The organism is Paraburkholderia sp. BR10937 (assembly GCF_040965695.1).
GTDB lineage: Bacteria > Pseudomonadota > Gammaproteobacteria > Burkholderiales > Burkholderiaceae > Paraburkholderia.
This window is the reverse complement of the sequence record NZ_JBFRCL010000031.1, coordinates 1-25,025: the sequence shown is the minus strand read 5'-3', so window position 1 is coordinate 25,025 and position 25,025 is coordinate 1. Positions and strand designations below refer to the sequence as shown.

Here is a 25,025-nt window from a genome sequence, read left to right as displayed (position 1 = left end):
ATGCCACGGAAATCAGATCATTGAGACGCCGCGCTCTCGCGGCTGCGCGCCGCCGCCAGCCCGGTGCGGCTTTGCACGCCCCACTTGCGCCGCCCGAGCAGGAAATGCAGCCAGCCGAGCGCCGCGCCGCTATGGCGCATCAACTGGAACGAGAACGGCTCGAAGATGGCGGCGAGAAACGCCATGCCGAAACTCGAGTGCGTGCGGTCGCCGCTCCAGCGCCGGTAGAGATGTACGGAGTACAGATGAAACGCGAGGTCGATCGCGATCTTGCTGACGATCACGCCCAGCACCGGCAGCACGATCGTGAAGCGGCCGTCGAACAGGAAGCCGATCAACAGCGCGAACGCCGTCAGTCCGTAAATGGGCTGCACGGTGTCGAACGCCTTCACGGGCAGCATCATGAGGCCGAGCTTGCCGTACTTGCGGTTGCCGGTCATGTCGCGATACCAGTACTGGGTTTGCAGAAAGCCCGCGAACCAGCGGCGGCGCTGACGCAGGAAGGTCGTGAGCGTACCGGGCGCGTCGGTGCGCGCGCGGGCGGTGCCGAGCACGCGCACTTCCCAGCCCAGGCCCTTGCGTGCCGAATAACGGCGCAAGCGGTGAATCAGTTCGTAGTCCTCGACGAGGCAATCCGCATCGAAGCCGCCCACGGCCATCACGGCATCGCGGCGAAAGCCCGCAAACGCGCCCGAGATCAGCAGCAAGCTGTCGGCGCGCATCCACGCGAAGCGCGAGATGAAATTGCGGATGTACTCGTAGGTCTGGAACCACTGGAAAAAGCGCCCGCTCAACGTATGGTCGCAAACCGGCGTGAGCAGGCCCGCCGCCGCGACCAGCGCCGGCTCGCGGCCAAACGCGCTCGCCATCGCGGCGCATGCGTCGGGTTCGAGCAGCGTATCGGCGTCCACGGTCATGACCGTTTCCGTTGCGATCGCAAGCAACGCCGCGTTGAGCGCGCGCGCCTTGCCGCCGTGTGCGAGCTTCAGCCAGCGCAGATTCGGATATTGCGGCGAAGGCGCGCTCAACTGGCCTTCGCCCGGGTCGGCCAGACCATAACGCCGCGCGAGCAAGGCAGCCGTGCCGTCGGTCGAGCCGTCGTCGGCGATCACGATCTGCTGCGGCGCGCGGGTCTGCGCGAACAGCGCGTCGAGCGTAATCGGCAGCACGGCCGCTTCGTTGTGCGCGGCGACGATCACGCCGAGCGTCGGCAGCTTCGCCGCGCCTGCGGCCGCGGGCGCTGCCGCAGGCGCAAGCAGCACGCGCGCCTTCCAGGCGACGAACAGCAGCAACACCGTGTCGTAGACGACATAGGCAATGCCCGTGGACCACGCGACCACGCCTTGCAGGAAGAACGCGCGCGCAAACAGCACGAACCAGAGCGCCATGACGCCCAGGTGGATCGCGACGCTCGCGAATGGCGTGGGAGGCGGCACGAGGCGCGGCGACGTGCGGGCGAGCGCCTCTTCAAGCGTGTTTTTCAAGTCGTACCCTTCTCGTGTTGCTCACGGCATCATCCGGCGCAGCACCGAATGACGGTCGATCCATTGATGCTTGAGTGCGCCCGCAATATGCAACGCGAGCACGCCATAGAGCGCATAGCTGCACGCGGTGTGCAGCGCGCCGAACTGGTTGTGCAACTGCTCCTTCGTGGCCGCATCGAGGTTCATGATGAAGCCGATGCGCGGCCATTGCACGAGGCCGAAGAGATACATGGGATGCGAGGCGGCGGCGACCCATGCGGAGTCGTGCAGCCAGCCGGAAAGCGGCATCGCGAAGATCAGCACGTAGAGCGCGACGTGCGCGGCGTGGGCCGACGCGCGCTCCCAGCCGGGGAATTCCGCGGGCAGCGCAGGCGGGCGATGCGTGAGACGCCACAGCACGCGCAGGATCGCGAGTCCGAGCACGGTAATGCCGATCGACTTGTGCGTATCGATTACGAAGCGGATGGCGGTGTCCGAAAGCGCGCCGTCGGGCAGCAGCGCGGCAATCAGGCCCAGTGCGACGTTCGTGAGGATCAGTAGCGCGATCAACCAGTGCAATAGCACGGCAACGCGCGTGTACTTCTGCGCGCCGGCGTCGGCACCGACAAACGGGGATTCGGCGGAAAGGGGAATTTTCACGTGGGCTTGGCCGTTGCGGATCAGTAGGGATAACGCCCGGCGCGGCAAATTTATTCCCGCCGCGCGCGGTCCGCCGGCGGGATTGCGCGATGCTGCCCACACGGCGACTCGCGCATTATGCCCCCTCGTCCCTGACGCTGCAGAATCCGCCAGATGGCGGTTCTGCCAGTTTGGCGGCGGCCGGCCGTCATGCGACGCCCCGCAAACTGACGCGTACAAAAGAAAAACCGGAACGGGCTATGCAACCCGTTCCGGTTCTTTCGCGGCTTCGGCGGCTTATTTCGCGTTGGCCGCCTGCTTTTCGATCTGCGAGCCCACTTCAGCGTCGATCTTCTTCCAGTAGTCGAACACGCGCTCGCGCACGGGGCTGCCCACACCGCTCAGGCTCGCCACCACCTGCTGGATCAGCGCCTCACGCTGCTTGTCGTTGTAGACGTTGCGCACGAGATCGTGCGCCTGGCCGAAATCGTCGTCTTCCGCATGCAGCGAGTAGGCGCTGCGCACCATGTCGCCATCGGCCTCCCAGCCGTCGTCCGCCGCGCCCGTCGTATCCGCCCACGGACGGCCGAAGCTGTTCGGCACGTAAGTCGGTGCGTTGCCGCTATGTTCGTAGGTCATGTTGCCGTCGAACATATAGGTCTGCACGGGCACCTTCGGACGATTCACCGGCAGCTGGTTGAAGTTCGTGCCGATCCGCGCGCGCTGCGCGTCGTTGTAGGCGAACGCGCGGCCCAGCAGCATCTTGTCCGGCGAGAGGCCGATGCCCGGCACCGTGTTGCCCGGCGAGAACGCGGCCTGCTCGATCTGCGCGAAGAAGTTTTCCGGGTTGCGGTTGAGCGTCATCGTGCCGACCTTGATGAGCGGATAGTCCTTGTGCGACCACGTCTTCGTGAGATCGAACGGATTGAAGCGGTACTTCTTCGCCTCCGCGTACGGCATGACCTGTACGGAGAGCGTCCACGACGGAAATTCGCCGCGCTTGATCGCATCGAACAGGTCGCGCCTGTGGAAGTCGGCGTCCTCGCCCGCCATTGCCGCGGCTTCGGCGTTGGTGAAGAACTGCATGCCCTGGTTCGTGTGGAAGTGGTACTTGACCCAGAACTTCTCGCCCTTTGCGTTCACCCACATGAAGGTGTGCGAGCCGTAGCCGTTCATGTGGCGCCACGTTTTCGGCAGGCCGCGCTCGCCCATCAGATAGGCGACCTGGTGCGCCGACTCGGGATTGTTGGTCCAGAAGTCCCATTGCATCTGGGCGTCGCGCAGGCCCGAGTCGGGCAGACGCTTCTGGCTGCGGATGAAGTGCGGGAACTTCATCGGGTCGCGCACGAAGAAAACCGGCGTGTTGTTGCCGACGAGGTCGTAGTTGCCCTCGGTCGTGTAGAACTTCAGCGAAAAGCCGCGCACGTCGCGCCAGGTGTCGGGGCTGCCCATTTCGCCCGCGACGGTCGAAAAGCGCGCCAGCATTTCCGTGCTCGCGCCCTTCTGGAACAAGGCAGCCTTCGTGTAGCGCGACACATCCTCGGTGGTCTTGAATTCGCCGAACGCGCCGGCGCCCTTCGCGTGCGGCTGGCGCTCGGGCACCTTCTCGCGGTTGAAATGCGCCATCTGCTCGAGGAAATGCACGTCGTGCAGCACGATCGGGCCGTCGGGGCCGATCGTGAGCGAGTTACGGTCGCTGACAGTCGGCGCGCCCGTGCTCGTCGTGGAATGACCGAGAGACTTGTCGTTCGATGCACCCATTACCGCTCTCCTGATGATTCGCGAATGGCGGCTGCGCGCGCCGCGCCCGTTCGACTCCTGCAGGGCGTTCGAGCCGCAGTCGGAGCCGCCACCGCTAGATTGGGGGGCCAACCCGGGCTGCGCGCCGGTGCCGACCTTCGACACCCGCGCTCGCCCGAGGGAATGGCCATTTTGCGCGCAGACGCGAAGCGCTGCGCTCAAGCGGTTCACGCGCCGCGCGGCCCGGCGGGGCGTCTGTCGCCGTGTTGGAAATTTCCACCCAAAATCAGGCGTTTACATAATTGTTGCGGCGCACAAAAAGTTCTTGACACGTTTTATGGATCGGTTACCATGAACTCGATTGCTGCATCGCACAAAACCTTCTCTGCGCGAACCGGTGATCGAACCGAAAGTTTGTTTTCGTAACCGAAACCGACGCGTAGCGTCCCCCCAAAAGGAAAGAGACATGAACCTGCCGACCCCCGAACAGTTCGCCGCCAACCAGAAAGCCGGTCTCGAGGCCCTCTTTGGCCTGACGAGCAAGGCATTCGAAGGCGCGGTCAAGCTCGCCGAACTCAATATCGAAACGGCCCGCTCGGCGTTCGCCGAAGGTCAGGAACAAGCCCAGCGCGCACTCTCTGCCAAGGACCCGCAAGGCTTCTTCGCCGTGCAGGCCGGCTTCGCCCAGCCCGCCGCTGAAAAGGCGCTGGCCTATGGCCGCAGCGTCTACGGCATCGTTTCGGCCACGCAAGCCGAATTCGCCACCGCCGCCCAGTCGCAGTACGAAACGCAGCAGCGTGCGCTCGAAACGCTCGTCGACAACGCCGTGAAGAACGCCCCGGCCGGCTCGGAAGCCGCTGTCGCCGCGGTCAAGTCGGCGCTGAACGCCGCCAACAACGCGTACGCGTCGGTGAACAAGGCTGCGAAGCAGGCTGTGGAATTCGCAGAAAGCAACTTCGACGCCGCCGGCAAGGCCGCGACGAAGGCCGTCGCGCAAGCGTCGGCGCGCGCCGCCAAGCAGGCTGCCTAAGCGTTACGCTTGACTTTCCGCTGGCGGGGGCGACAGCTGCCGCCAGCCGGACTGAAGACGGGCGTGGATCTCGTGCAATGCGAGTTCCACGCCCGTTTGCTATTGGCCGGTCCGGCGCAACGCGGCGCTGGCCATCAAGGCGCGCAGGGATCGACGCCCGCTAGCTCGCGCGCATGCTGCGCGGCGCGAAAGTAGGTATCGGCGTTGCGCAGCCGTCCGTGCACGATGACCACGGCGCGCTGGATGGCGGGCTGCGGCACGTTCCAGTCCGCGCTCAGATAAAGCGGAAATTGCGCGTGACCTTGCGAGGTATCGACGGGCATGCGCGCGTCGGCGATCACGCTGACGGGCCGCACGGCACGCGCCTGTGCGGGTGCCGGCACAACGATCGGCGCGCTCGCCGCGATCGCCACAGTCACAACAGCCAGCCGGCGCAGAGCGTTTGACCCATGAAGGCACGCGCCGCGCAGGCGGGCTCAGGAGCCGAACATGCGGTTCACCGCGCGCTCGAGATGCGCGCGCATGGCGGTCGATGCGCGTTCGGGGTCGCGCGCCTGGATCGCTTCGAGCACTTCGAGGTGTTCCTGCTGCACGAGGCGCTGCCGCTCGATCGACTTCACGAGCGAGAGGTTGCGCGACAGGTTCATGCTGAACACCATCTGCTCCTGGATGCCCGAGAGCGCCGTGATGAAGAACTGGTTCTTCGAGGCGCGCGCCACGGCCATATGGAACGCGAAGTCGTCTTTCGCGCCGATGCCCGAGGTCTCGATGATGGTCTGCAAGTTGTCCCACTCGCGCTGGATCGCGGCGATGTCTTCGTCTTCGGCCTTTTGCGCGGCGAGCGAGGCCGCCCCGGCTTCGACCACCACGCGGTATTCGTAGCAGCGGCGAATGTCCGACAGCGTTTCGAGCGGCGCGAAGCGGCGCACGTCCGGATCGGGACGCCGCATGACCGTCGTGCCCGAGCCGTGGCGCGTGGCGATGATGCCGTCCGCGCGCAGCTGGGCAAGCGCCTCGCGCACCGTGGGGCGCGAGGTCGCGAAGCGCTCCGCGAGCATGTGCTCGGTCGGCAGGCGCTCCCCTTCCTTGTATTCGCCCTCGATGATGCGATTGAGGATGTCGCTGTAAATCCGCGCCGGCATATTCGGCGCTTTCTGCTCAGACATGATCGGACGGTGCACTTTGGGTTGTCAGGAGTGTCGTCAATTGTAAGTCATATGGCGGGCCGATAGCGTCCACCTGCCCCCGGCCAGCCCCCATTTTGCGGGTGTTTCCGCCCTTTCCGTCCCGCTTTACCAATTTGCGGCCAATTTAGAGCCGCTTGCACTTTTGCGCTGCCGCGCCCTACCGCAGCGCACTCACGCGGATGCACAGTACCGCTTTCTGCGTCTCTCCCGGCTCCAGCCAGCGCAGGCCGAGGCCGGTGTGAATCGCGTCGGGCAGGCCGAGCCACGGCTCGACGCAGTAAAAGTCCGAATCGGGCGCGAGCGTCCAGGTCGTGACCGCATACCATGACGCCGAACCGGGCCGGCGCAGATCGATTTCGATCGCGCGCTGCTGCGACGGCATCTCGATGCGCACGGGCACATCCGGTTCGCCGTCAAGGCAATGAAAGCGGTCGATGATCCGCGCGTCGTCGAAGCGGTAGTGCGTCGCGCCCGGCGCGGCCCCGGTCGTCGTGCCGTCCGGCAACTGACGGCGCTGGAGATTGCGCGGCAGCGCGATCGTCGCCTCGCCTCGCCGCGCTGCGCGTGCGGCAGCGCGAAATAGAAGTGATGGCCCGCGTAATACGGCATGCGCGCGTCGCCCGTGTTCGTCGTGGTCAGTTCCACGTCGAGCGTCGTTTCGTCGGTGAGCCGGTAGGCCGCCTCGAAGCGAAACCCGAACGGGTACATCTCGCGCGTCGACGCGCTGTCGGTGAGCGCCATGCGCACGCCGTCGCCTTGCGGCTCGACCTGCGCCGCGAACGGCAGATCGCGCGCGAAGCCATGCAGCGGAAGCTCCCGCACCACGCCCTCGCGGCATATCGGCAACGCGTAAAGGGCAAAGGTCAGCCGGTCGCGCGCAGCGAACCCGCGAAAGCGGGCTCGGGCAGGCCGCGCACCCCGGCGTCGATGGCGTAGTCGAAGGCCCGGATCAGGCGGCTCGCTCGGTGCGGCGCGCCGTATCGACCGCATAGCGCACGAGCGTTTGCGCGGGAATATCGACCCAGTAGAGCGCGCTTTCCTCCGCGCGCCACACGGGGCACTCGCCGACCGACGAGCGCCGCGCGTCGTGCGCCTCGAGTGGACGCACCGGCGGCGTCGACACCGCATCGAGCGTCACATCGTGCTGCGTGCTCAACGCTGCTCCTTCTTCCAGGCTTCGTACGCGACGAGCGTCGCCTCGTTCGGCGGATAGGTGCCCGGCAGCGCTGCGCCCGCCTCGATACGTTCGGTGATGAAGCGCTCGAGCGTCTCCTGCTCCGTGGCGTCGCGCGCGACTTCCTCGGCCAGATGACGCGGAATCACGACCACGCCGTCCGCATCGCCGACGATGATGTCGCCCGGAAACACGGCCACGCCGCCGCAGCCGATCGGCACGTTCAGGTCGACCGTATGGTGCCTGCAGAGATTGAGCGGCGCCGAGGCGCCCGCGCAGAACACCGGAATGCCGAGCGCCTCGATGGTCGCGCTGTCGCGCACCGGGCCGTCCGAGACCATGCCGGCCACGCCGCGCACCTTCATGCGCGTGGCGAGGATCGAGCCCATCGAGGCGGCATCGGTCACGCCGCGGCAGTCCTGCACGAGCACCGCCCCCGCGGGCACGGTCTCGACGCCCTTGCGCTGCGGATGCTCGGGGTTCTGGAACGCGCTCAGCTGGTCGAGGTCTTCGCGCGCAGGGATGTTGCGCATCGTGAAGGCCGGACCGACCAGATTGGGAGCGCCCGGCGCCGGCGCGGCGAGCGGCTTCACGCCCTGCAGGAAGACGTTGCGCAGGCCGCGCTTGAAAAGTTGCGTGGTGAGCGTGGCGTTGGAAACGTGGCGCAGCTGTTCGAGCGCGGCATCGCTCACGGGGATGGCGGGGGAAGTCATCGTGTCTCGTCCGTTGTCGTGTGTCGTGGTGCGCGTGGCGCGGGCGGCGGCTCGAAAAACTGTCGAGCGGATGGGTCGCATTGTTGTAATACAACACAGAAATTGTCAACCCGCCATTGCGCTGCGGGCCGCCCCGGGATGTATGACGACCAGTCTTCGGACAGGCGTGAAATCGCTCGTCAGATCCCGCGGATGCGGCCGATGAAAATGTGACCCGGCTCAACGAATGCCCGTCCAGCGGCCGCGCCGGGCGTCCGACCCCGATCCCGCACCAGGGAAATCCCCAGCGCCTCATATTTGCTTTACAACTTTAGCCAAAATAGAATGATGTCTTACATGAAGGACCCGATGTGCACCGACACGGCCCTTCATCCCGGCCAGCGGGAGACCAGCACCGCTGTCGCCTGAAGCGACTCAGGCCAGCACGGGGCGCCACGCACAGAAACACAGCCATTCGGGTTCACCTTCCGGCACAGCTTCGTGCCAGAGCCCGCCAACAGCAGGAGACGCGCAGTGCAACGCAAGACAATCAAGGGGGTGCGGTGGTGGATTATCGGCCTCGTCATGATCGGCACCATCTTCAACTACCTCGCGCGCAGCTCGCTCGCGGTGGCCGCACCCACGCTGACTGAAACGCTTCACATGACCACGCAGCAGTACTCGTACGTGGTCACGGCCTTCCAGGCCTGCTATGCCCTCGCGCAACCAATCGCCGGCTTCGTGCTCGACTCCGTGGGCATCAAGATCGGTTTCGCGATCTTCGCGTTCGGCTGGGCCGTTGCCAACATGCTGCACGGCCTCGCCGGCAGCTGGCCCGCGCTCGCGGCTTTCCGCGGCATGCTCGGCATGACCGAAGCCGCGATCTTCCCGGCCGGCATGAAGGCCATCAGCGCATGGTTCCCGGCCAAGGAGCGCTCGGTCGCGACCGGCTGGCTCAACACCGGCACCTCGATCGGCGCGATGCTGGCTCCGCCGCTCGTCGTGTGGTGCATTCTCAAGTTCAACTGGCAGTTCGCGTTCATGGTCACCGGCGGCGGCGCGCTGATCTGGGTGGCGCTGTGGCTCGTGTTCTTCAAAATGCCAGCGGAACACCCGCGGCTCTCGCAGGAAGAGGCCGACTACATCCGCGAAGGCCAGACCGAAGCGCAAAAGTCGACCCGCGGCCGCCGCGCCTCGTTCAAGGAAGTGCTCAACACGCGCCGCTTCTGGGGCATCGGCATTCCGCGCATGCTCGCGGAACCGGCATGGCAGACCTTCGGCGCGTGGATTCCGCTGTACATGGTCACCGTGCGTCACATGAACCTGAAGGAAATCGCGCTGTTCGCGTGGATGCCATTCCTCGCCGCCGACCTCGGCTGCCTCGTGGGCGGCTACCTCGCGCCGCTCTTCATCCGCTGGTTCGGCTGCTCGCTCATCACCTCGCGCAAGCTCGTCATCACGACCGGCGCGCTGCTGATGGTCGGTCCGGCCTGCGTGGGCCTCGTTGCGAGCCCCTACGCCGCCATCGCCCTCTTCTGTGTCGGCACGTTCGCACACCAGACGATTTCCGGCGCGCTGTTCACGCTGGCGTCGGACGTGTTCGGCCAGCACGAAGTCGCCACGGCCACGGGTCTCTCGGGTATGTTCGGCTACCTCGGCGCGACGGTGTTCTCGCTCATCGTCGGCGCAGTGGCCAGCACGATCGGTTATAACCCGTTGTTCGTGTGCCTCATGCTGTTCGACATCATCGGCGCCTGCGTGGCATGGCGACTGATCTCGAACGAGCAGAAGGACAATGCGGACAACCTCGCGCTTCAGTCCTCGCATAAAGTGAAGGCCTGATCGCCCTGTTCACCGGCCGGCGCCCGCGAGGGTGCCGGCTTTCGGCATTTCCACGTGAGGACAATCACAGTGAAAAAAGTTGCATTGACCGGTGCGGGCGGCCAGCTCGGCACGGTGTTGCGCAAGGGCCTGCTCGAACGCGGTGTGAACCTGCGTTCCGCGGCCGGCTCGAAGCCGCTCGAACCGCTCGTCGCGGGCGAAGACGTGATGCACGGCGACCTGCGCGACCCCGCCGTGGTCGACCGCCTGCTCGACGGCGTGGATGTGCTGATCCACATGGCCGGCACGAGCGTCGAGCGCCCCCTGCCCGAGATCATCGAGAACAACCTGCGCGGTCTCGTCGAAGTCTACGAAGGCATGCGCCGCCATGGCACGAAGCGCATGCTGTTCGCGAGCTCGAATCACGCGATCGGCATGTACCCCGTGGAAGAGAAGCTCACGCTCGACTGCGCATTTCGCCCGGACGGTTTCTACGGTCTTTCCAAGGCATGGGGCGAATCGCTCGCGCGCCTGTACTGGGACAAGCACGGCATCGAAACCGTGAACGTGCGCATCGGCAGTTGCCTGCCAAAGCCCACCGAGTTCCGTCAATTGAGCACGTGGTTCGGCCATGAGGACCTGTTCCATCTCGTCGATCGTGTGATCAATGTCGATGAGATCGGCTTTGCCGTGGTCTGGGGCGTGTCGAACAACACACGCAGCTACTGGATTCAGGAAGGCGCGCACGACGACGCGAAGCGGCTTGGCTATGAGCCGAAGCAGAATTCGGAAGACTGGGCCGCTGAAATTCTGGCGCAGCAGAATCCGCTCGACGCGACTGCGCAGCGGTATCAGGGCGGTAGTTTCGCCAGCTTCGATTTCACGCCGGTGGAGCAGCGCGGCAAGCGGTCGTGATTCGCCGCTTTTCCGGTGTTTGCGTTTGGGCGCCCCTTGGGGGGGCGCTTTTTTTTTGGTTCTTCGGGGGTCTCTGGGGAGAGCGATTGCGAATGGGGTGTAGTCGGCCAACTACGGACATCCCGCCTTGCACTGAGACGGACACTTGTGCGTCCGCTCCGCCCGGATAACGGACTGATCCGGTAGTTCAGGGGAAGAAGTTACAACCTCCACTGCCACGAGCGGGGTATTCGCTGCTATCGGCCGAACGCAATGACGATCTCTTCGATCGTCACGCGGATGCGCGCCGTGTGCCGCAGATCCTGATGCGTGACGAGCCAAACCTCATACGACGCGTCGTTTGTACGGTCTGGCCAGATCCGCACAAGGCTGTCTCGCTCGCCCATTGGCACGGGTATCTCGCTGATGCCAAGACCTGCCTTGAGTGCCGCGCGCAACGTCAGGTTCGTGTTCAGCCGTGCGACGATGCGGCCGTCCGTCAGCGGTTCCCCGACGAACGCCGGGACCCGCGCCTTGGCGAAATACGGCTGGTAGACGACGAGATCATGCCCGGCGAACCGCTCGCCCGGCACCGGTTCGCCATGGCGCCGCACATAGTCGTGCGACGCGAACAGCCCCACTTCCCAGTGCGCCAGGCGGCGGGCGAGCAGATCCGGATTTCGCGGCTTGACGGTCCGGATCGCGATGTCGGCTTCGCGCTTCGCGAGATTGAGGAGCATGGTCGTCGTGTCGAGCATCACCGACACGTCCGGATGCTTCGCATGCAGGCGTTCGAGGGCCGGCATCACGAACTCGTGGGCCAGCGCATCCGTCGTCGAGAGCTTCACCTCGCCGGCGAGCCGCTTGTCCACGCCTTGCGTGTGGCGCACGAGATCGTGTGCGGACTCCTCCATCGCCTCGGCTGCACGGATCGCGATCCTCCCGACCGGCGTGAGCTCATAGCCGCTCGACGTACGCAGGAACAGCGTCGCGCCGAGCGCGTGCTCGAGCGCCGCAAGCCTGCGGCCCACCGTGGCCTGATCGATGTCGAGCGCGCGGGCGGCGGCGCGCAAGGTCCTTTCCCGATGGAGCGCGACGAAGATGCGCGCGTCGTCCCAGTTCATGTCGCCCCCCGGCGTGATGCAAATTTGCATCATACGACCAGCAATTCGCTGCACGTCAAGCGCAGGCTGCGCGACTACACTTTTTTCAACCGATGCGGCGATTCGGCGAGTCGCTCGAATCCGCAGCGCATCCGGCATTTTAGAAGGGATGATGTCGTGTCACACGAAACTAAAGGCATTCCCGCGGCGATGACCGCTATCGACATTACGAGGGCGGGCGGCCCGGACGTGCTGGCACCCGTGCAGCGTTCTGTTCCCGCGCCGGCCGACGGCGAAGTGCTGATCCACATTCATGCGGCCGGTGTGAACGGCCCTGACGTGCTGCAGCGCAAAGGGTTGTACGATCCGCCACCGGGCGCGTCGGACATTCCCGGGCTCGAAGTCGCAGGCAAGATCGTGTCCGTCGGGCGCGATGTGACGCGGTTCGCGGTAGGCGATCTCGTCTGCGCGCTGGTCCCGGGGGGCGGCTATGCAGAGTACGCCGTCGCGCACGAGAGCGCCACGCTTGCGGTTCCCGCTGGCCTCACGTTGGTCGAGGCAGCCGCGATCCCCGAGACCTTTCTGACGGTATGGCTGAACCTGTTCCAGCGCGGCAAGTTCAAGGCTGGCGAAAGCGTGCTGATCCATGGCGGCGCATCGGGGATCGGCACCACGGCGACGATGCTCGCGAAGGCGTTCGGCGCCTCGAAGATCATCACGACGGTCGGCTCCGACGCACACCGCACCGCAAGCCTCGCGCTCGGTGCCGATGTCGCGGTTGACTACCGCAACGAGGATTTCGTCGAGGAGGTCATGCGCGCGACGGATGGGCGCGGCGTCGACGTAGTCGTCGATATCATTGCCGGTGATTACGTCGCGCGGAATTACGCGGCGGCCGCGATGAACGGCCGCATCGTGCAGATCGGCGTGATCAAGGGGTCCGCGCAAGCACTCGACCTGTTCCCGATGCTGACGAAACGCCTCACGCACAATGGCTCGACGCTGCGCTCGCGCTCGCACGAGGAAAAGGCGGAGCTGATCGAGGATCTCAAGCGATGGGTGGGGCCTCACTTCCGGCGTGGCGCGGTGAAGCCCGTGATCTATCGGACCTTCGATCTCGACGATGCGCGCGGCGCGCATGCGCTGATGGACTCGGGCACGCATATCGGCAAGATCGTGCTGACGACCCGGGCGGCACGCGCAGCCTGACGCGCAGTTCCGGCCACTGACTTGCCATTGCTCACATCTCCGATCAAAACCATGACTGATGCACGCTACCACTACTACGAACCGTCACAAGGCCATGGATTGCCGCATGATCCATTTAATTCAATCGTCGGTCCAAGGCCCGTCGGATGGATTTCCACGCGCGGCAGCAACGGCATGCTAAATCTCGCGCCATACAGCTTTTTCAACGCCTTCAACTACCATCCGCCGATCATCGGCTTCTCGAGCATCGACGCGAAGGACAGCCTACGCAACGTGCAAGAAACGGGGGAGTTTGTCTGGAACCTCACCACACGCGATCTCGCCGAAAAGATGAATGCAACGTGCGCAATGGTGTCTTACGAAGTCGACGAGTTTGAAGTGGCCGGGCTGACCCCCGCTCCGTCCCGGCAAGTCACGGTTCCACGCGTGGCAGAGAGTGGTGTTAACTTCGAATGCAAGCTGGCCGATGTGATTCAGCTTCGCAATCACAAAGGCATGCCTATTACAACATGGCTCGTGCTGGGAGAAGTCGTGGCTGTTCACATTCGCCAGGACTTGCTTAAAGACGGCACCTTCGACACCTTCGGCGCCGGTATCATTCTTCGGGCAGGCGGCCCATCGGCCTATGCGCTCGTCACACCCGAGAGTCGATTCGATATTGGGCGCCCGCCCGGGGTGAATCACCCCGCAGCACGATGACGGAGGGTGGCGCGGTCGGCTCGTGAAAGGCCGTTAGACCTCGGAAGCTGCCGTTGGCTTGATCCCGGACCAAGCGGCTGTTGAGGGTCGATCTACACACGCAGCATAATTCACAACCCTTTACGCAAGTCAAAGCCGCGTGGGACGCAGGTCGGCCACTTTCGGTCAGTCAGCGAGGCAGTGAGAATTGGCGACAATTTTCGTTCGACGTATCCTTAGCGATCGACGTTTCGACACTCTTGGCCAACGATCCCGACAAGAATTCCAATGCAAGCACATCTCAGAATTGCCAGACCTGTCAGCGACCTTTCGAGGACAGAAAGTATGTATTGCGCGGCGCTCAGCCTCGTTGTACTGGCAAAATTTCAAGACCATCAGGGGTTCGACGGGGTGATGCTCGGACGTTCCGGCTTGGACTATCACTTCGAGTTCACACAGTGCCGCAAACATCCGGTCGCGCCAACACCAACATGTGAGGATTTGCTGGTGTTTTATGCCCCGGAGCGAGCTGAGTGGGAGTCGACTTGCGATCGCCTCGCCGAGAACGGCTTTGTTCGCGTGACGTCGCCCAACCCTTATTGGGACGTGTCAGGTAGAACATTTGAAGATCACGACGGCTACCGAATCGTTTTGCAAAACTCGGCGTGGTCGTCATGATGCATGCGCAATCCAAATTGGATGCCGGCTCGATCGCTTTGCAGCAAGTTGCACGGCGGCGCGAAGGGTGAACTCCGGCTAGTTTGAGCCATTCGACGGCGCTATCTGATTGGTCGCTCCATCACGATGACGTTGCCGATGAATCTCGGATTGGTCGTGCTATAGGCGGTCTCAAAGCCCTCGCGTTGCCAGAACGCTAACGCGCGCGGATTCGTCGAAATAGCGGCGAGTTGCAGTCTCCGGTAGCCCCACTCACGCGCCATCTCGTTGATCAAAGCCAGCGCAGTTTGTCCGTAGCCTCGACTCTGATGCGCTCCTGAAAAAAGCAGCAACCCGATCCATACGCAGTCATCGTTCGGATACGAGCGAATCACGTCAGCACAGCCGACCATGTCTGGCTCAACGTAAAATCCGAAGACTGATTTGTCCGCCAAATTCTTACTGGTTGGCTTGCCATTGAAGAAATCGTCAACATCTTCCTCGGAGGGCAGCCGACCTTCGACGAGTTCAGTGTACGAAGGTGCCTCCAGAAAGATGCGCAACACGTTCGCGCAATCGCTGTGCGACTCGCTGGTGAGTGGGCGGATTGTAAGCATCAGGAGCAGTTTCGAGGTGAGAGCAGCAATTCTAGAACCATTGGCCGGAGTAGACATAGACAGCGCAACGTCGTTGAGAGCGTCCGCATTGCGCATGCTTGACTGGCCGAATCGGGTCGCTTTGACCCATTCGCTTTTGCATCGAACGGAGGAACTCCCATCCGCGCGCTCGTTGGTCTACGACGCTGCAGGCATTCCGCACACCTCCAGCGATGTAGTCTCGCTACTTTATTGACATTACAGGTCGAATGTCCGGAATTTGAACTGCTGCGCGGACTGTGTTCCTTTGCAACCCACTGCGATCAGCGTTCTCATGCCCTCCCCCTTTTCCCTTGTTTCGCGCACGCAATGACGACGCTCACCCGCCTATTTGACCCGGGGCAATACGATTTCCACCGGAAAACCGGGGGTGAATGCGACGATCGCGTCGTGGATGCTGTCGTAGCGTATCTCCAGCATTCCGGCGGAACCCTTCATTACGAGAATTCCGTGCTCGTAGCGAAAAAACATCCTGCTCGACGTATCGCCGGTGTTCGTAACAACAAAATCGTAGCCGCTGCGAGCGATAATTGTCGAGTCGATATCGTCCTTGACTTTCCACGATCCGACGAACTCGTCCCCAGTCCTTTTTCCGCAGGCAATCAAGAGCGACGATGTGCTGATGATTAGGAGTGCCACTACGGCGATGCTCTTCAATCCATTTCTCACGTTCTTCGAACCCGGCCGCTCGATGGCACTGCCGCTTTCCTGCGTTGTTTTCCGTTATCAGTGGTCTGTCGACCGCAATCTCGTCGCATTGGCGGTTCTCACTCGCCATTCACTATCGCCGCATCTGAACTGCTGCACCCAGACCTGCTCTAGCTCGTCCCCATCAACCACATCGGCTGCTACGATGACCCACTTTTCGTAATTGCCCAAGCAGCTGACGGTGATCGAACGCGAGGCAATAGCGTCATCCTCGGAGCGAAGCGCAGCAATCTCGACGAGCGGATCATCCTGCTCATTTCCCGCTTACGCCTTCGATGCCCCGCGCACATTACCCGTGAATCATCTTGCCAGGTCCGTGATGTTGCGGCTGAATGGCGGCGAAGACGTGCGCCTCCTTCTGTAGCGCCGTCAAAATCTCAACGGCCTGAGCATACAGGACGAGGCCAGCGACACGCACGAACGTCTCACGCGAGCGCCCGATCGACGCAATCTGCTCTGAGCACACAAATAAGGTTTCGCGGGCATCCCCCGCAATGACCGTGTCCTGAAGGATCTGCAACTGATGAATGATCCGAGCGAGGAATATGGCTCCCTCATTCTTTTGGGGAAGAATCACTGATAAGCGTTCCAGGTCGTCAATAGTTTGACGCAGCCGCGATAAAATCGCCCGATCCATTCTTGTCTTCTCCTTGCTTTCTTCCTCTTTCCGCGGTTGGTCGATACAAAAAGTACCACTGGCAAATTTCCGAAATCCGTTGCCCTCTCTCGCCCAACCCTTCCTTATCGGCATCTGCGCACGAGTCTGTAGAGCCGAACGACGAACCCGGCCAAATTTATGCCAAACGCATTCACCAGGACAGGTTGAGCGCGGCGATGGCTTCATGTAGCTCTCGCTGCGTTACATCCAGATATTGATGTTTGGGAAAATCTTGTTGGGGGGATCGGAATCGCAATTGACGCAGGAGGCAGCAATACGCAGTTAACCCAATGCGTCCTGACTCAGGTACCACGCTGCAGTGCCGTAAACCACAGATATCCGCCGGGAACTCGCGCGTCCATCGGGACGCCACGGCGGCTGAACACCGTCCACGGCACGTGCGCCGCCGGGCGGCCCGCGATGGAGACGGCGGCGTGAACCGATTTAGCCTGAACACCAAACTGTGGCTCGCACTTTTGATTACCTGGCTTGGCCTGGTGGGTCTCGGCGGCTGGACCGCCTGGCAGTCTCGTTCAACCATGCTTTCGGAGCGTAAGGCGGCAGTGCAGAACGTCGTCGACAGCGCGTATGGCATCGTAGCTGACTACGCGAAGCTCGTCGAACAGCACGAACTGACGCTCGACCAGGCGAAGCACCAGGCGATGGCGCGACTCTCGGCGATGCGCTATCCGGGCAATGGCTACATGATCATCACGACCGCGGCGCCGGTCGTCATCATGCACCCCACGCTCCCGGACCTGCGCAACAAGGATGTCGCCACCTACGCGGATACGGACGGGAAGCTCCTGTTCGTCGAAATGGTGAAGCTCGCGCAGTCGCAAGGCGAAGGCTACGTCGACTACATGGCGCGACTGCCCGGCAAAACCGAACACGTCCCGAAGATCAGCTTCGTCAAGCGCTTCGATGCCTGGGACTGGTACCTGATCTCGGGCGTCTATGTGAACGATATCGACGACGCCTTCCACGCCAATCTCCTGCATTATCTGGTCACCATTCTTGCGATCGGGAGTGTGAGCACGCTTGCGCTCGTGCTGATTATCCGCAATGTGAAGCGCAGTCTTGGCGGTGAACCGTCGTATGCCGCGCTCGTGGCAGAAACCATCGCAGACGGAGATCTTTCGCGCCCCGTAACGCTGAGCCGAGACGACCAGGCAAGCATGCTGTTCGCGATGCAGCGCATGCAGACCCGGCTGGCTGACGCGATCCGGCGAATTCGGGGCGGCACTGAAACAATCACGGTCGCTGCGGGGCAAATCGCTTCAGGCAATCTCGATCTTTCCGCACGAACCGAAGAACAGGCGTCGTCGCTCGGCGAGACCGCCGCGAGCATGGAGCAGCTGACCGCCACCGTGAAGCAGAACGCGGACAACGCATTGCAGGCGAACCAGATGGCGCGCAGCGCGACGCAACTCGCGGGCGAAGGCGGAGAGGTCGTCCAGCGCGTTGTCGCAAACATGCAGAGCATCGCGCAGAGTTCGGCGCGCGTCGTCGATATCATCTCGGTGATCGAAAGCATCGCATTCCAAACCAATATTCTCGCGTTGAACGCAGCAGTCGAAGCGGCGCGCGCCGGAGAAGAAGGACGCGGATTCGCCGTGGTCGCGGGCGAAGTGCGCAATCTCGCGCGGCGCAGCGCGGATGCGGCGAAAGAGATCAAGAGCCTGATCGAAGACTCGGTCGATCGGGTCGGCCAAGGCAAGGCGCTCGTCGAGCAGGCAGGCGGAACGATGCTTTCGCTCGTCGAGGCAGTCAGGCGCGTCAATGACATCATCAGCGAAATCTCGGCCGCCTCCGACGAGCAGAGTCGCGGTATCGAGCAGGTCAACATTGCCATTGCCCAGATGGACCAAACCACGCAGCAAAACGCGGCAATGGTCGAACAGGCAGCCGCTGCCGCACAGTCCATGCAGGAACAGGCGCAGATGCTGCGCGACGTCGTCAACACGTTCCAGTTGCAGGGCGCCACTGATTAAAGACGTACTCGTCGGCGGTGTGCTTGAGCCGCGAGTCCCTTTCCCGGCTCACTCACGATTGCGCGGTTCGCTGGCGCACGTTGTTCCCAGGCAGCAGCGAACCTGCACCCCTCCGTGCGCGAGGCTCGCGCTTTCCATCGGCCGGAAAACCCGCATCTTTTGCTGCACACCGAAGGTACTGACGTCGGGCAGAGTGTCGGAGCGGTCTTCGACTATCTGCTTTGCGCTGGTAAATGCGCGCATGAAATGTATTGCCGTACATCCTGATCGGTAGCCTACGCCGTCTGCGACACGCTGCTCCGGGCATATGATCTACACCGTACGGTTCACGCCGGGAGACAGCAACGCGCAAGCGGCGAGAACCAGCAGCAAGGGCACCGATAGCCGGCAGCAGCGGTCACACTCGAGGGCGCGCTCGCGCAGACGTTCCCCGGCGGCGCCGTCCCCCGCTCGTGCCACGAGCGGCTCTTACGGCTTTGCGCCCAGCCTGCATCGGCGCTCGCGCGCCCGGGGCGGTACCGCGAGCCTCTCAATAGACGCATCGGACGTGCGGTCTTGGCCTGGGTGGGCACAATGGGCATGTGCAGCCATCGGACCGTGAACCGCCGTAGGTGGGAAAATCAAGTTTCTGATCTCGTCAACCCTCACACCAGAGAGGCGCACATGAAAGTGATCATCGAAATCGAATTCTCCGACGAAGCACTCGCTGCGCAATATGACGGTCCGAACATCCTTGCTGTGCACGAGACAGGAGATCCATTTCCGCAAGGCGGCGACCTGATCGAACTGGAGTTTGGCGGTAGTGTAGAGAGGTTCAGGGTCGACGAGCGCGTGCTTTCGTTTCGCACAGACTCATTGCATATCATCCTGATCCTCGAGAAGCGGCACACCTGAGGCCCTTCTGGCTTACGGAAACGGGAAAGCCCTGATATTTGCACATTCAGGGCCTTCGGCGCCCGAGCGTATCGCCGTGCCGGCGACAACACAATCGACGCGGTGGCCTTCGTCTGTACCCGGCAGGCGAGCGGCCTCCCGGCAAGAATGAATGTTCCTTGAGGGTCACCAGCGGTCCGCGAGCGTCAGCAGTAATACTCCTGAGTTTGTGGGCCGACCACTACTCCAATCAGGCTCTCTTTGTATCCTGCAATGTCGTTGCCAGTGCCAGATGGTTCTCAACGCCCTCCATCTGAAGTGCAGTGACGAGTCCGGGCATCAGAACACTTCCCAGTCTTCGCGGACAGAGCCCGCGACAGCCGCAAGGATATGATCAGCATGGCTAACGGGTGGTTTCCCGACCGGCTTGCCCCCCGGGCTTGTCACTCGCGCCGTTGCATTGGTTGCGGTCGTGCGCGTCTGACCCTGTGGTATACGTACGCGCGAATTCGGTGCACCTGCGTCGGCAAGCCTGAACACCGCAACCGTACCCGCAAGACTCATTGCCTGCTCTTCGAGCGAATGCGCCGCTGCCGCGGCCTCTTCAACGAGCGCGGCGTTTTGCTGGGTCACGTCGTCCATCTGCATGACGGCCTGATTGACTTGCTCGATGCCGCGGCTCTGCTCTTCAGACGCCGCCGCAATTTCGCCCACGATGTCGGACACCTGCTTGATCGCCTGCTTGACCTCCCCCATCGTCGCACCTACGTCGCCCGCCTGCTGTGCCCCGTCCCGAATCATCGCCACAGACGAACCGATCAGTTCCTTGATCTCCTTTGCAGCCGCCGCGGAGCGCTGTGCCAGGCTGCGAACCTCACTGGCGACCACCGCGAATCCCCGACCCTGTTCACCCGCCCGCGCTGCCTCCACTGCGGCATTGAGCGCGAGAATGTTGGTCTGAAACGCGATGCCCTCGATCACGCCGGTGATCTCCGAAATCTTCGTCGAACTGCCGCTGATCCGCTCGATCGTGCCGACCATACCCTGTACGGCTTCGTTGCCTGAATCGGCCATATCGGTGGCTCGGGTTGCAAGCGCATTGGCTTGCCGGGCGTTCTCGGCGTTCTGCTTCACGGTTTCGGTCAACTCAGTCATGCTTGATGCTGTTTCTTCGAGCGACGCCGCCTGCTCTTCGGTGCGGGCCGACAGGTCGGCGTTGCCGGCGGCAATTTCCTGCGCTGCCACGGTGACCGACTCGGCGCCCGACTTGATGCCCCGCACGGTGTCGCTCAACTGCTGGTCCATTTTATTCAACGCTTCGAGCAGTTGGCCAAATTCGTCGCGTGTGCGCACCGTGATGCGGTTTTCGAGTTCGCCGATGGCGATCCGGTTCGCGATGCCCACCGCTTCGCCGAGCGGCTTCGTAACAGCCCGGGAAAGATAGAACATGGCTCCCGTGGCACCTACGAGACCGAGGCCAATCAGCGCAATGGATACCCAGCGAATCGTGCCAAAAGTGCCTTCGCTGTCGTCGACAGACTGCTTTGCCTGGCGCCGATTTTCGTCAACGTCGTCGTCGAGCGATTTGCTGGTCGCATTGGCCACGTCGCCATACGTGTCAACGAGTGTCGATACGGCGTCGTAGTTGCCAGCTTCCAGCGCCGAGACCTCCGCATCAATGCCTGCCTCGAACTGCGGCAACAAATTCTTGATGGTGTCGGCGATTTCGCGCTCCTTGTCGCTGGAGACGCGGTTTGGGTAGTAGTCGCTCCAGCCCTTGCTGAGGCGATCCTGAGCCGCGCGAATCCTGCCGATGCCGGCTTTCGTCTGTGCCACATCGTGAAGAGACTGGGCGCGACGAACCTGAAGGCGCATTTCGAGCAGTGCGGCTCGCATGTCCTCGAGATCAAGAATCGGAAGCAGGTTCCCCTCATAGGAATCGCTTACATTCGAATTCAGCCGCGAAAGCCCGAACTGACCAAAGACACCCATTGCAGCGATGAGTACCAGACATACACTGAATGCAAGAACGATCTTGAATTTGATACTTTGTGTGAAGCTGTGCATGCTGACTTCCTGATAGTTCGGGCGACCGGCGCTCACGTGGTTCGCCGTTGCGACTTGTTCGTAGCCGGTGGTACCACCATGTTTACGGTGTTTCGCCGCAATGACTGAAACGGGACAGCTGTCAGGTTTTCCTGAATTTGCGGTAGGCAAATCGGAACTACCCGCGTGGCGTCGCGCGAAACGCACCTGCGTGCTCGTGATGCATTCCCCGCAAAAGCCAGCACGCACCGATCTGGTGAATATCCCCGACATCGAGCCAAAACTGGCGCAGTCATTTCATCTGCCTGGAGGATCACGGGCTTGGCGCGCCGGCATTGGCGCGGTCCTTGCTTGGAGCATGGCACGCTCGCGCTTGATACCCATGGCGAGCGGCAAATCTCCTCGGAAATCCAGCATGGAATACAAGTCCAATTCATTTCACCGTCGCTGCTGGCTCGCCGCGCTGCTGGCAGCGCCAGCCTTGGCCCTCGTTACGGTACAGGCCGCCAACGCCGATGCGCTCGACGCCATCGCCAAGCGCGGCACGCTGCGCGTCGCCGTCCCGGAGGACTATCCTCCGTTTGGCGCTATCGGTCCCGACATGCAGCCGCAAGGCTATGACATCGACATGGCGGCATTGCTCGCAAAATCGATGAAGGTCAAGCTTCAACTCGTGCCCGTCAACAGCGCGAACCGGATTCCCTACCTGCAGACCGACAAGGTCGACCTCGTGATCTCCTCGCTCGGCAGAACGCCGGAGCGCGAGAAGGTCATCGATTTTTCGCAGGCCTATGCTCCGTACTTCCAGGGCGTTTTCGGGCCAGCCGACATCAAGGTCAACACAGCGGCGGACCTCACTGGCAAAACGGTTGGCGCTACGCGCGGTGCACTCGAAGAAGTCGCGCTCACCAACATGGCGCCCAACGCCACCATCCGACGCTTCGACGACAACAACGCGACCATCCAGGCATTTCTCTCGGGCCAGGTGCAGTTGATCGCGGCGGGCAACATCGTCGCCGCGGCGATCCTCGCAAAACACCCGCCGCGCGAACCGCAGATGAAGTTCGTCATCAAGGACTCGCCGTGTTTCGTGGGCCTCAACAAGAACGAGCCGCAACTGCTCACCAGGGTCAACACAACCATCGAGCAAGCGAAGAAAGACGGTTCACTTCAGGCGATGTCGAAAAAGTGGTTCGGTCAACCGTTGCCCGCCAATCTGTGACGCCCGCGTTGCCACCACGCGCGTCTGGCAAGTTCCGCTACGCAACCTTCATTTCCTCATGAGCTATCAGCTTCAGTTCGGCGACCTCGCCGCCTATGCCACCATGTTCGCGAGCGGCGCCGCAGTCACGCTTGCGCTCACGGCGAGTTCAACGCTGCTGGGCATCAGCCTCGGCGTTGCGGGCGCCGCCGCATATCAGAGCCCCCGCGCGACGCCGCGCGCAGTCGTCCACGCCTACGTGGAGGCGATTCGCAACACGCCGTTTCTCGTCCAGCTTTTCTTCGTGTTCTTCGGTCTGCCCGCCCTTGGCGTGCACATCGGCGAATACACCGCGGCCGTGCTCGCCATGACGCTGAACCTCGGTGCGTACGCCGTGGAAATCCTGCGCGCAGGCATTGAAGCGGTGCCGCGCGGCCATCACGAGGCCGCTGCGGCACTCGCGATGTCGCGCCGCGAAACGTTTGTGCACGTGCTGCTTCCACAAGCATTCGCGAAGGTGTTCCCGGCGCTGGCGAGCCAGATCGTCATCACGATGCTTGGCTCGGCCGTCGTCTCGCAGATCTCGGTCGCGGATCTCACGTATGCGGCTAGCTACGTGCAGTCGCGCAATTTCCGTGCTTTCGAAACGTATTTCCTCATCGCCGGGATCTATCTTGCGATGGCGCTACTCCTGCGCGCCGCGCTCACCGCCGCCGGCCGACGACTGTTCACGCGCAACATGCGAGGTGCGCGATGATCGAGTTCACATTCGCGCAGATCGTCGCAGGATTGCTCCTGGCCGCGCGATGGACTGTCCTGCTCTCACTCGTTTCGTTCGTTACCGGTGGCATGGTCGGTTTGCTGCTGCTCGTGATGCGCGTATCGAGCTCGCGCGTGCTGCGCGCTCTCGTGCGTGTCTATATCGAAGTGTTCCAGGGCACGCCGTTGCTGCTGCAACTGTTTATCGTGTACTTCGGCCTGCCACTGCTAGGTGTCGACGTCTCAGCCTGGATGGCGGCCACGCTTGGCCTTACCTTCTTCACCAGTGCCTATCTGGCAGAAATCTGGCGCGGCTGCGTGGAGGCGGTGCCCAAAGGTCAATGGGAAGCATCCGCCAGTCTCGCCATGAACTATTTCGAGCAGTTACGTCACGTGATCCTGCCGCAAGCCGCGCGTATCGCCATCGGTCCCACCGTGGGTTTCGGTGTGCAGGCCATCAAGGATACGGCGCTCGTGTCGATTATCGGCTTTGCCGAACTCACGAAGGCTGGCACCCAAATTTCGAACGCGACGTTTCGCCCGTTTCTCGTCTACGGACTCGTTGCGCTGGTCTATTTCGCCCTGTGCTACCCGCTTACGCGGTATGCGCGGGCCCTGCAAAGGAGATGGCATGCCGCTTGTTAAGACCGAGGGCGTCGAAAAGCAGTTCGGCGCCCATCATGTACTGAAGGGAATCGACCTTACGGTCGAACGCGGCCAGGTCGTCAGCATCATCGGGCGCAGCGGCTCCGGCAAGAGCACATTGCTGCGGGCGCTGAACGGGCTCGAAAGTATCGACGCGGGATCGATCGAAATCGACGGCGAACACGTCGATGCACGGCACGCGGACCTGCGGGCACTGCGGCTGAAGGTCGGCATGGTCTTCCAGCAATACAACCTGTTTCCGCATCTCACGGCCAGCGAAAACGTGATGCTTGCACAGACGGTTGTCAAGAAGGCGCCGCGCAAGGAAGCGCGCGCCAACGCGCATCGAATGCTGGAGCGCGTTGGTCTGGGCGACAAATTCGACGCATATCCCAATCAACTCTCGGGTGGACAGCAGCAGCGCGTCGCCATTGCGCGCGCACTCGCCATGAAGCCGAGCGTACTCCTCTGCGACGAAATCACATCCGCGCTCGACCCCGAACTGGTGGGCGAGGTGTTGGGCGTCGTGGAAAGCCTCGCGCGCGAGAACATGACTCTCATCATGGTTACCCACGAAATGCGCTTCGCGCGCGCGGTCAGTGACAACGTGGTGTTCATGCACGAAGGCCGCGTATGGGAAAGCGGACCGCCCGAGGACATCTTCGGCCGCCCGTCCACGGTAGAGCTACGACGTTTCATCCAGTGATGCCCAGAAGTACTGTCCGTCCCATGCTGACGATGGGTAGACTTTGACTACCGAGCGACGCCGCGAGAGTGCTCGTCAGGTCTGGACGACGGACTTACGTGCCTGGTCGAGATCGGTATTTCCTGGCGCTTGATACACGCCCCAGGGAAGTTCTTCGCGCGTCATGCCCACCCGCGTGACGCGCCTTTTCCTCCTCCGATCTTCGAGCTGTGCCAGCGTCAAAGCGTTCGACCATGCAATGGACGCCGCCCCCTGCAATGCTCCCGCGTCTTCGCAGCCTGTAATGCATTTCAGAGCGCCAGCAGAGATATCTCTGCTGGCGATGACCACGCGCGCACGACAGGCGATCGACGTTCAATGGACTGCGATGCCCTCGAGGACTTCGTCGTGCTCCTGGCGTTCCGCGAGGTACGGCGAGCGGTAGCCCGAATTCACGCCCCAGTAATAGAACACCAGCGAGACCAGCGCGACGACCAGCATGTCCCAGCCGTA

At 62.6% G+C, this 25,025-nt stretch carries 23 protein-coding genes and 2 pseudogenes; 12 read left to right on the top strand and 13 right to left on the bottom strand.

Annotated features, from left to right (window positions below):
• Window positions 1-17: 17 nt before the first annotated feature.
• The 3 genes from AB4Y44_RS24455 to AB4Y44_RS24445 form a co-directional block, all read right to left on the bottom strand.
• Window positions 18-1,484, bottom strand: coding sequence for a glycosyltransferase (locus tag AB4Y44_RS24455; RefSeq protein ID WP_368701122.1), 1,467 nt, complete (start codon window positions 1,482-1,484; stop codon window positions 18-20).
• A 21-nt stretch (window positions 1,485-1,505) separates the two neighbouring features.
• The gene (locus tag AB4Y44_RS24450) at window positions 1,506-2,117 is read right to left on the bottom strand and encodes a cytochrome b (RefSeq protein WP_368701156.1); all 612 of its coding nucleotides are present in this window, start codon (window positions 2,115-2,117) and stop codon (window positions 1,506-1,508) included.
• Between the two features lie 282 nt (window positions 2,118-2,399).
• Window positions 2,400-3,863, bottom strand: coding sequence for a catalase (locus AB4Y44_RS24445; protein ID WP_342923853.1), 1,464 nt, complete (start codon window positions 3,861-3,863; stop codon window positions 2,400-2,402).
• A 445-nt stretch (window positions 3,864-4,308) separates the two neighbouring features.
• Here AB4Y44_RS24445 and phaP point away from each other — a divergent pair, with 445 nt between their 5' ends.
• On the top strand, window positions 4,309-4,872 hold the full coding sequence (gene phaP / locus AB4Y44_RS24440) for a TIGR01841 family phasin (protein ID WP_368701121.1): 564 nt from the start codon (window positions 4,309-4,311) through the stop codon (window positions 4,870-4,872).
• 134 nt (window positions 4,873-5,006) lie between these two features.
• Here phaP and AB4Y44_RS24435 read toward each other — a convergent pair whose 3' ends face one another.
• The 5 genes and pseudogenes from AB4Y44_RS24435 to AB4Y44_RS24415 form a co-directional block, all read right to left on the bottom strand.
• The gene (locus tag AB4Y44_RS24435) at window positions 5,007-5,291 is read right to left on the bottom strand and encodes a hypothetical protein (RefSeq protein ID WP_342923855.1); all 285 of its coding nucleotides are present in this window, start codon (window positions 5,289-5,291) and stop codon (window positions 5,007-5,009) included.
• A 57-nt stretch (window positions 5,292-5,348) separates the two neighbouring features.
• On the bottom strand, window positions 5,349-6,038 hold the full coding sequence (locus AB4Y44_RS24430) for a FadR/GntR family transcriptional regulator (RefSeq protein ID WP_069267343.1): 690 nt from the start codon (window positions 6,036-6,038) through the stop codon (window positions 5,349-5,351).
• A gap of 178 nt (window positions 6,039-6,216) precedes the next feature.
• Window positions 6,217-6,890 (bottom strand): annotated as a pseudogene (locus AB4Y44_RS24425) (aldose epimerase); the annotation flags it as partial.
• A 130-nt stretch (window positions 6,891-7,020) separates the two neighbouring features.
• A pseudogene (locus tag AB4Y44_RS24420) lies at window positions 7,021-7,182 on the bottom strand (SMP-30/gluconolactonase/LRE family protein); the annotation flags it as partial.
• A 29-nt stretch (window positions 7,183-7,211) separates the two neighbouring features.
• Window positions 7,212-7,946, bottom strand: a complete 735-nt coding sequence (locus tag AB4Y44_RS24415; protein ID WP_368701120.1) for a ribonuclease activity regulator RraA — start codon at window positions 7,944-7,946, stop codon at window positions 7,212-7,214.
• A gap of 564 nt (window positions 7,947-8,510) precedes the next feature.
• Here AB4Y44_RS24415 and AB4Y44_RS24410 point away from each other — a divergent pair.
• A complete protein-coding gene (locus tag AB4Y44_RS24410) occupies window positions 8,511-9,767 on the top strand; it encodes an MFS transporter (protein WP_368701155.1) in 1,257 nt (418 codons plus the stop codon).
• Between the two features lie 69 nt (window positions 9,768-9,836).
• Window positions 9,837-10,661 carry an NAD(P)-dependent oxidoreductase gene (locus AB4Y44_RS24405; RefSeq protein WP_342923857.1) on the top strand — a complete coding sequence of 275 codons (825 nt, stop codon included), beginning with the start codon at window positions 9,837-9,839 and terminating at the stop codon, window positions 10,659-10,661.
• A 236-nt stretch (window positions 10,662-10,897) separates the two neighbouring features.
• On the opposite strand, the gene AB4Y44_RS24400 is transcribed toward AB4Y44_RS24405, so the two are convergent.
• Complete coding sequence (locus AB4Y44_RS24400) at window positions 10,898-11,764, bottom strand: LysR family transcriptional regulator (protein WP_368701154.1); 867 nt, start codon at window positions 11,762-11,764, stop codon at window positions 10,898-10,900.
• Window positions 11,765-11,920: 156 nt separating this feature from the next.
• Here AB4Y44_RS24400 and AB4Y44_RS24395 point away from each other — a divergent pair, with 156 nt between their 5' ends.
• From AB4Y44_RS24395 to AB4Y44_RS24385, 3 genes are all read left to right on the top strand, one after another.
• The gene (locus AB4Y44_RS24395; RefSeq protein ID WP_368701119.1) at window positions 11,921-12,952 is read left to right on the top strand and encodes an NAD(P)H-quinone oxidoreductase; all 1,032 of its coding nucleotides are present in this window, start codon (window positions 11,921-11,923) and stop codon (window positions 12,950-12,952) included.
• 51 nt (window positions 12,953-13,003) lie between these two features.
• Window positions 13,004-13,651: a flavin reductase family protein gene (locus tag AB4Y44_RS24390; RefSeq protein WP_368701118.1), complete on the top strand. Its 648-nt coding sequence runs from the start codon at window positions 13,004-13,006 to the stop codon at window positions 13,649-13,651.
• Window positions 13,652-13,918: 267 nt separating this feature from the next.
• On the top strand, window positions 13,919-14,308 hold the full coding sequence (locus AB4Y44_RS24385) for a VOC family protein (protein WP_368701117.1): 390 nt from the start codon (window positions 13,919-13,921) through the stop codon (window positions 14,306-14,308).
• Between the two features lie 101 nt (window positions 14,309-14,409).
• On the opposite strand, the gene AB4Y44_RS24380 is transcribed toward AB4Y44_RS24385, so the two are convergent.
• The 3 genes from AB4Y44_RS24380 to AB4Y44_RS24370 form a co-directional block, all read right to left on the bottom strand.
• Window positions 14,410-14,961 (bottom strand): N-acetyltransferase family protein, encoded by a 552-nt coding sequence (locus AB4Y44_RS24380; protein WP_368701116.1) that lies wholly within the window; start codon window positions 14,959-14,961, stop codon window positions 14,410-14,412.
• Between the two features lie 309 nt (window positions 14,962-15,270).
• Complete coding sequence (locus AB4Y44_RS24375; RefSeq protein ID WP_368701115.1) at window positions 15,271-15,600, bottom strand: hypothetical protein; 330 nt, start codon at window positions 15,598-15,600, stop codon at window positions 15,271-15,273.
• A gap of 340 nt (window positions 15,601-15,940) precedes the next feature.
• Complete coding sequence (locus AB4Y44_RS24370) at window positions 15,941-16,495, bottom strand: hypothetical protein (RefSeq protein WP_368701114.1); 555 nt, start codon at window positions 16,493-16,495, stop codon at window positions 15,941-15,943.
• Window positions 16,496-16,743: 248 nt separating this feature from the next.
• Here AB4Y44_RS24370 and AB4Y44_RS24365 point away from each other — a divergent pair, with 248 nt between their 5' ends.
• Window positions 16,744-18,303 carry a methyl-accepting chemotaxis protein gene (locus AB4Y44_RS24365; RefSeq protein ID WP_342923871.1) on the top strand — a complete coding sequence of 520 codons (1,560 nt, stop codon included), beginning with the start codon at window positions 16,744-16,746 and terminating at the stop codon, window positions 18,301-18,303.
• A gap of 663 nt (window positions 18,304-18,966) precedes the next feature.
• Window positions 18,967-19,197: a hypothetical protein gene (locus AB4Y44_RS24360; RefSeq protein WP_342923872.1), complete on the top strand. Its 231-nt coding sequence runs from the start codon at window positions 18,967-18,969 to the stop codon at window positions 19,195-19,197.
• 318 nt (window positions 19,198-19,515) lie between these two features.
• Here AB4Y44_RS24360 and AB4Y44_RS24355 read toward each other — a convergent pair whose 3' ends face one another.
• The gene (locus AB4Y44_RS24355; protein WP_368701113.1) at window positions 19,516-21,243 is read right to left on the bottom strand and encodes a methyl-accepting chemotaxis protein; all 1,728 of its coding nucleotides are present in this window, start codon (window positions 21,241-21,243) and stop codon (window positions 19,516-19,518) included.
• Between the two features lie 394 nt (window positions 21,244-21,637).
• On the opposite strand from AB4Y44_RS24355, the gene AB4Y44_RS24350 reads away from it, so the two are divergent.
• Genes AB4Y44_RS24350 through AB4Y44_RS24335 form a run of 4 tightly spaced genes read left to right on the top strand, consistent with a single transcriptional unit; the run spans window position 21,638 to window position 24,533 of the window.
• Window positions 21,638-22,444 (top strand): transporter substrate-binding domain-containing protein, encoded by an 807-nt coding sequence (locus AB4Y44_RS24350; RefSeq protein WP_368701112.1) that lies wholly within the window; start codon window positions 21,638-21,640, stop codon window positions 22,442-22,444.
• Window positions 22,445-22,502: 58 nt separating this feature from the next.
• Window positions 22,503-23,180, top strand: coding sequence for an amino acid ABC transporter permease (locus tag AB4Y44_RS24345; RefSeq protein WP_342923874.1), 678 nt, complete (start codon window positions 22,503-22,505; stop codon window positions 23,178-23,180).
• On the top strand, window positions 23,177-23,827 hold the full coding sequence (locus tag AB4Y44_RS24340) for an amino acid ABC transporter permease (RefSeq protein WP_368701111.1): 651 nt from the start codon (window positions 23,177-23,179) through the stop codon (window positions 23,825-23,827). The genes AB4Y44_RS24345 and AB4Y44_RS24340 overlap by 4 nt, the downstream gene beginning before the upstream one ends.
• Window positions 23,814-24,533 (top strand): amino acid ABC transporter ATP-binding protein, encoded by a 720-nt coding sequence (locus AB4Y44_RS24335; protein WP_342923875.1) that lies wholly within the window; start codon window positions 23,814-23,816, stop codon window positions 24,531-24,533. The genes AB4Y44_RS24340 and AB4Y44_RS24335 overlap by 14 nt, the downstream gene beginning before the upstream one ends.
• The last annotated feature ends 492 nt before the right edge of the window (window positions 24,534-25,025 follow it).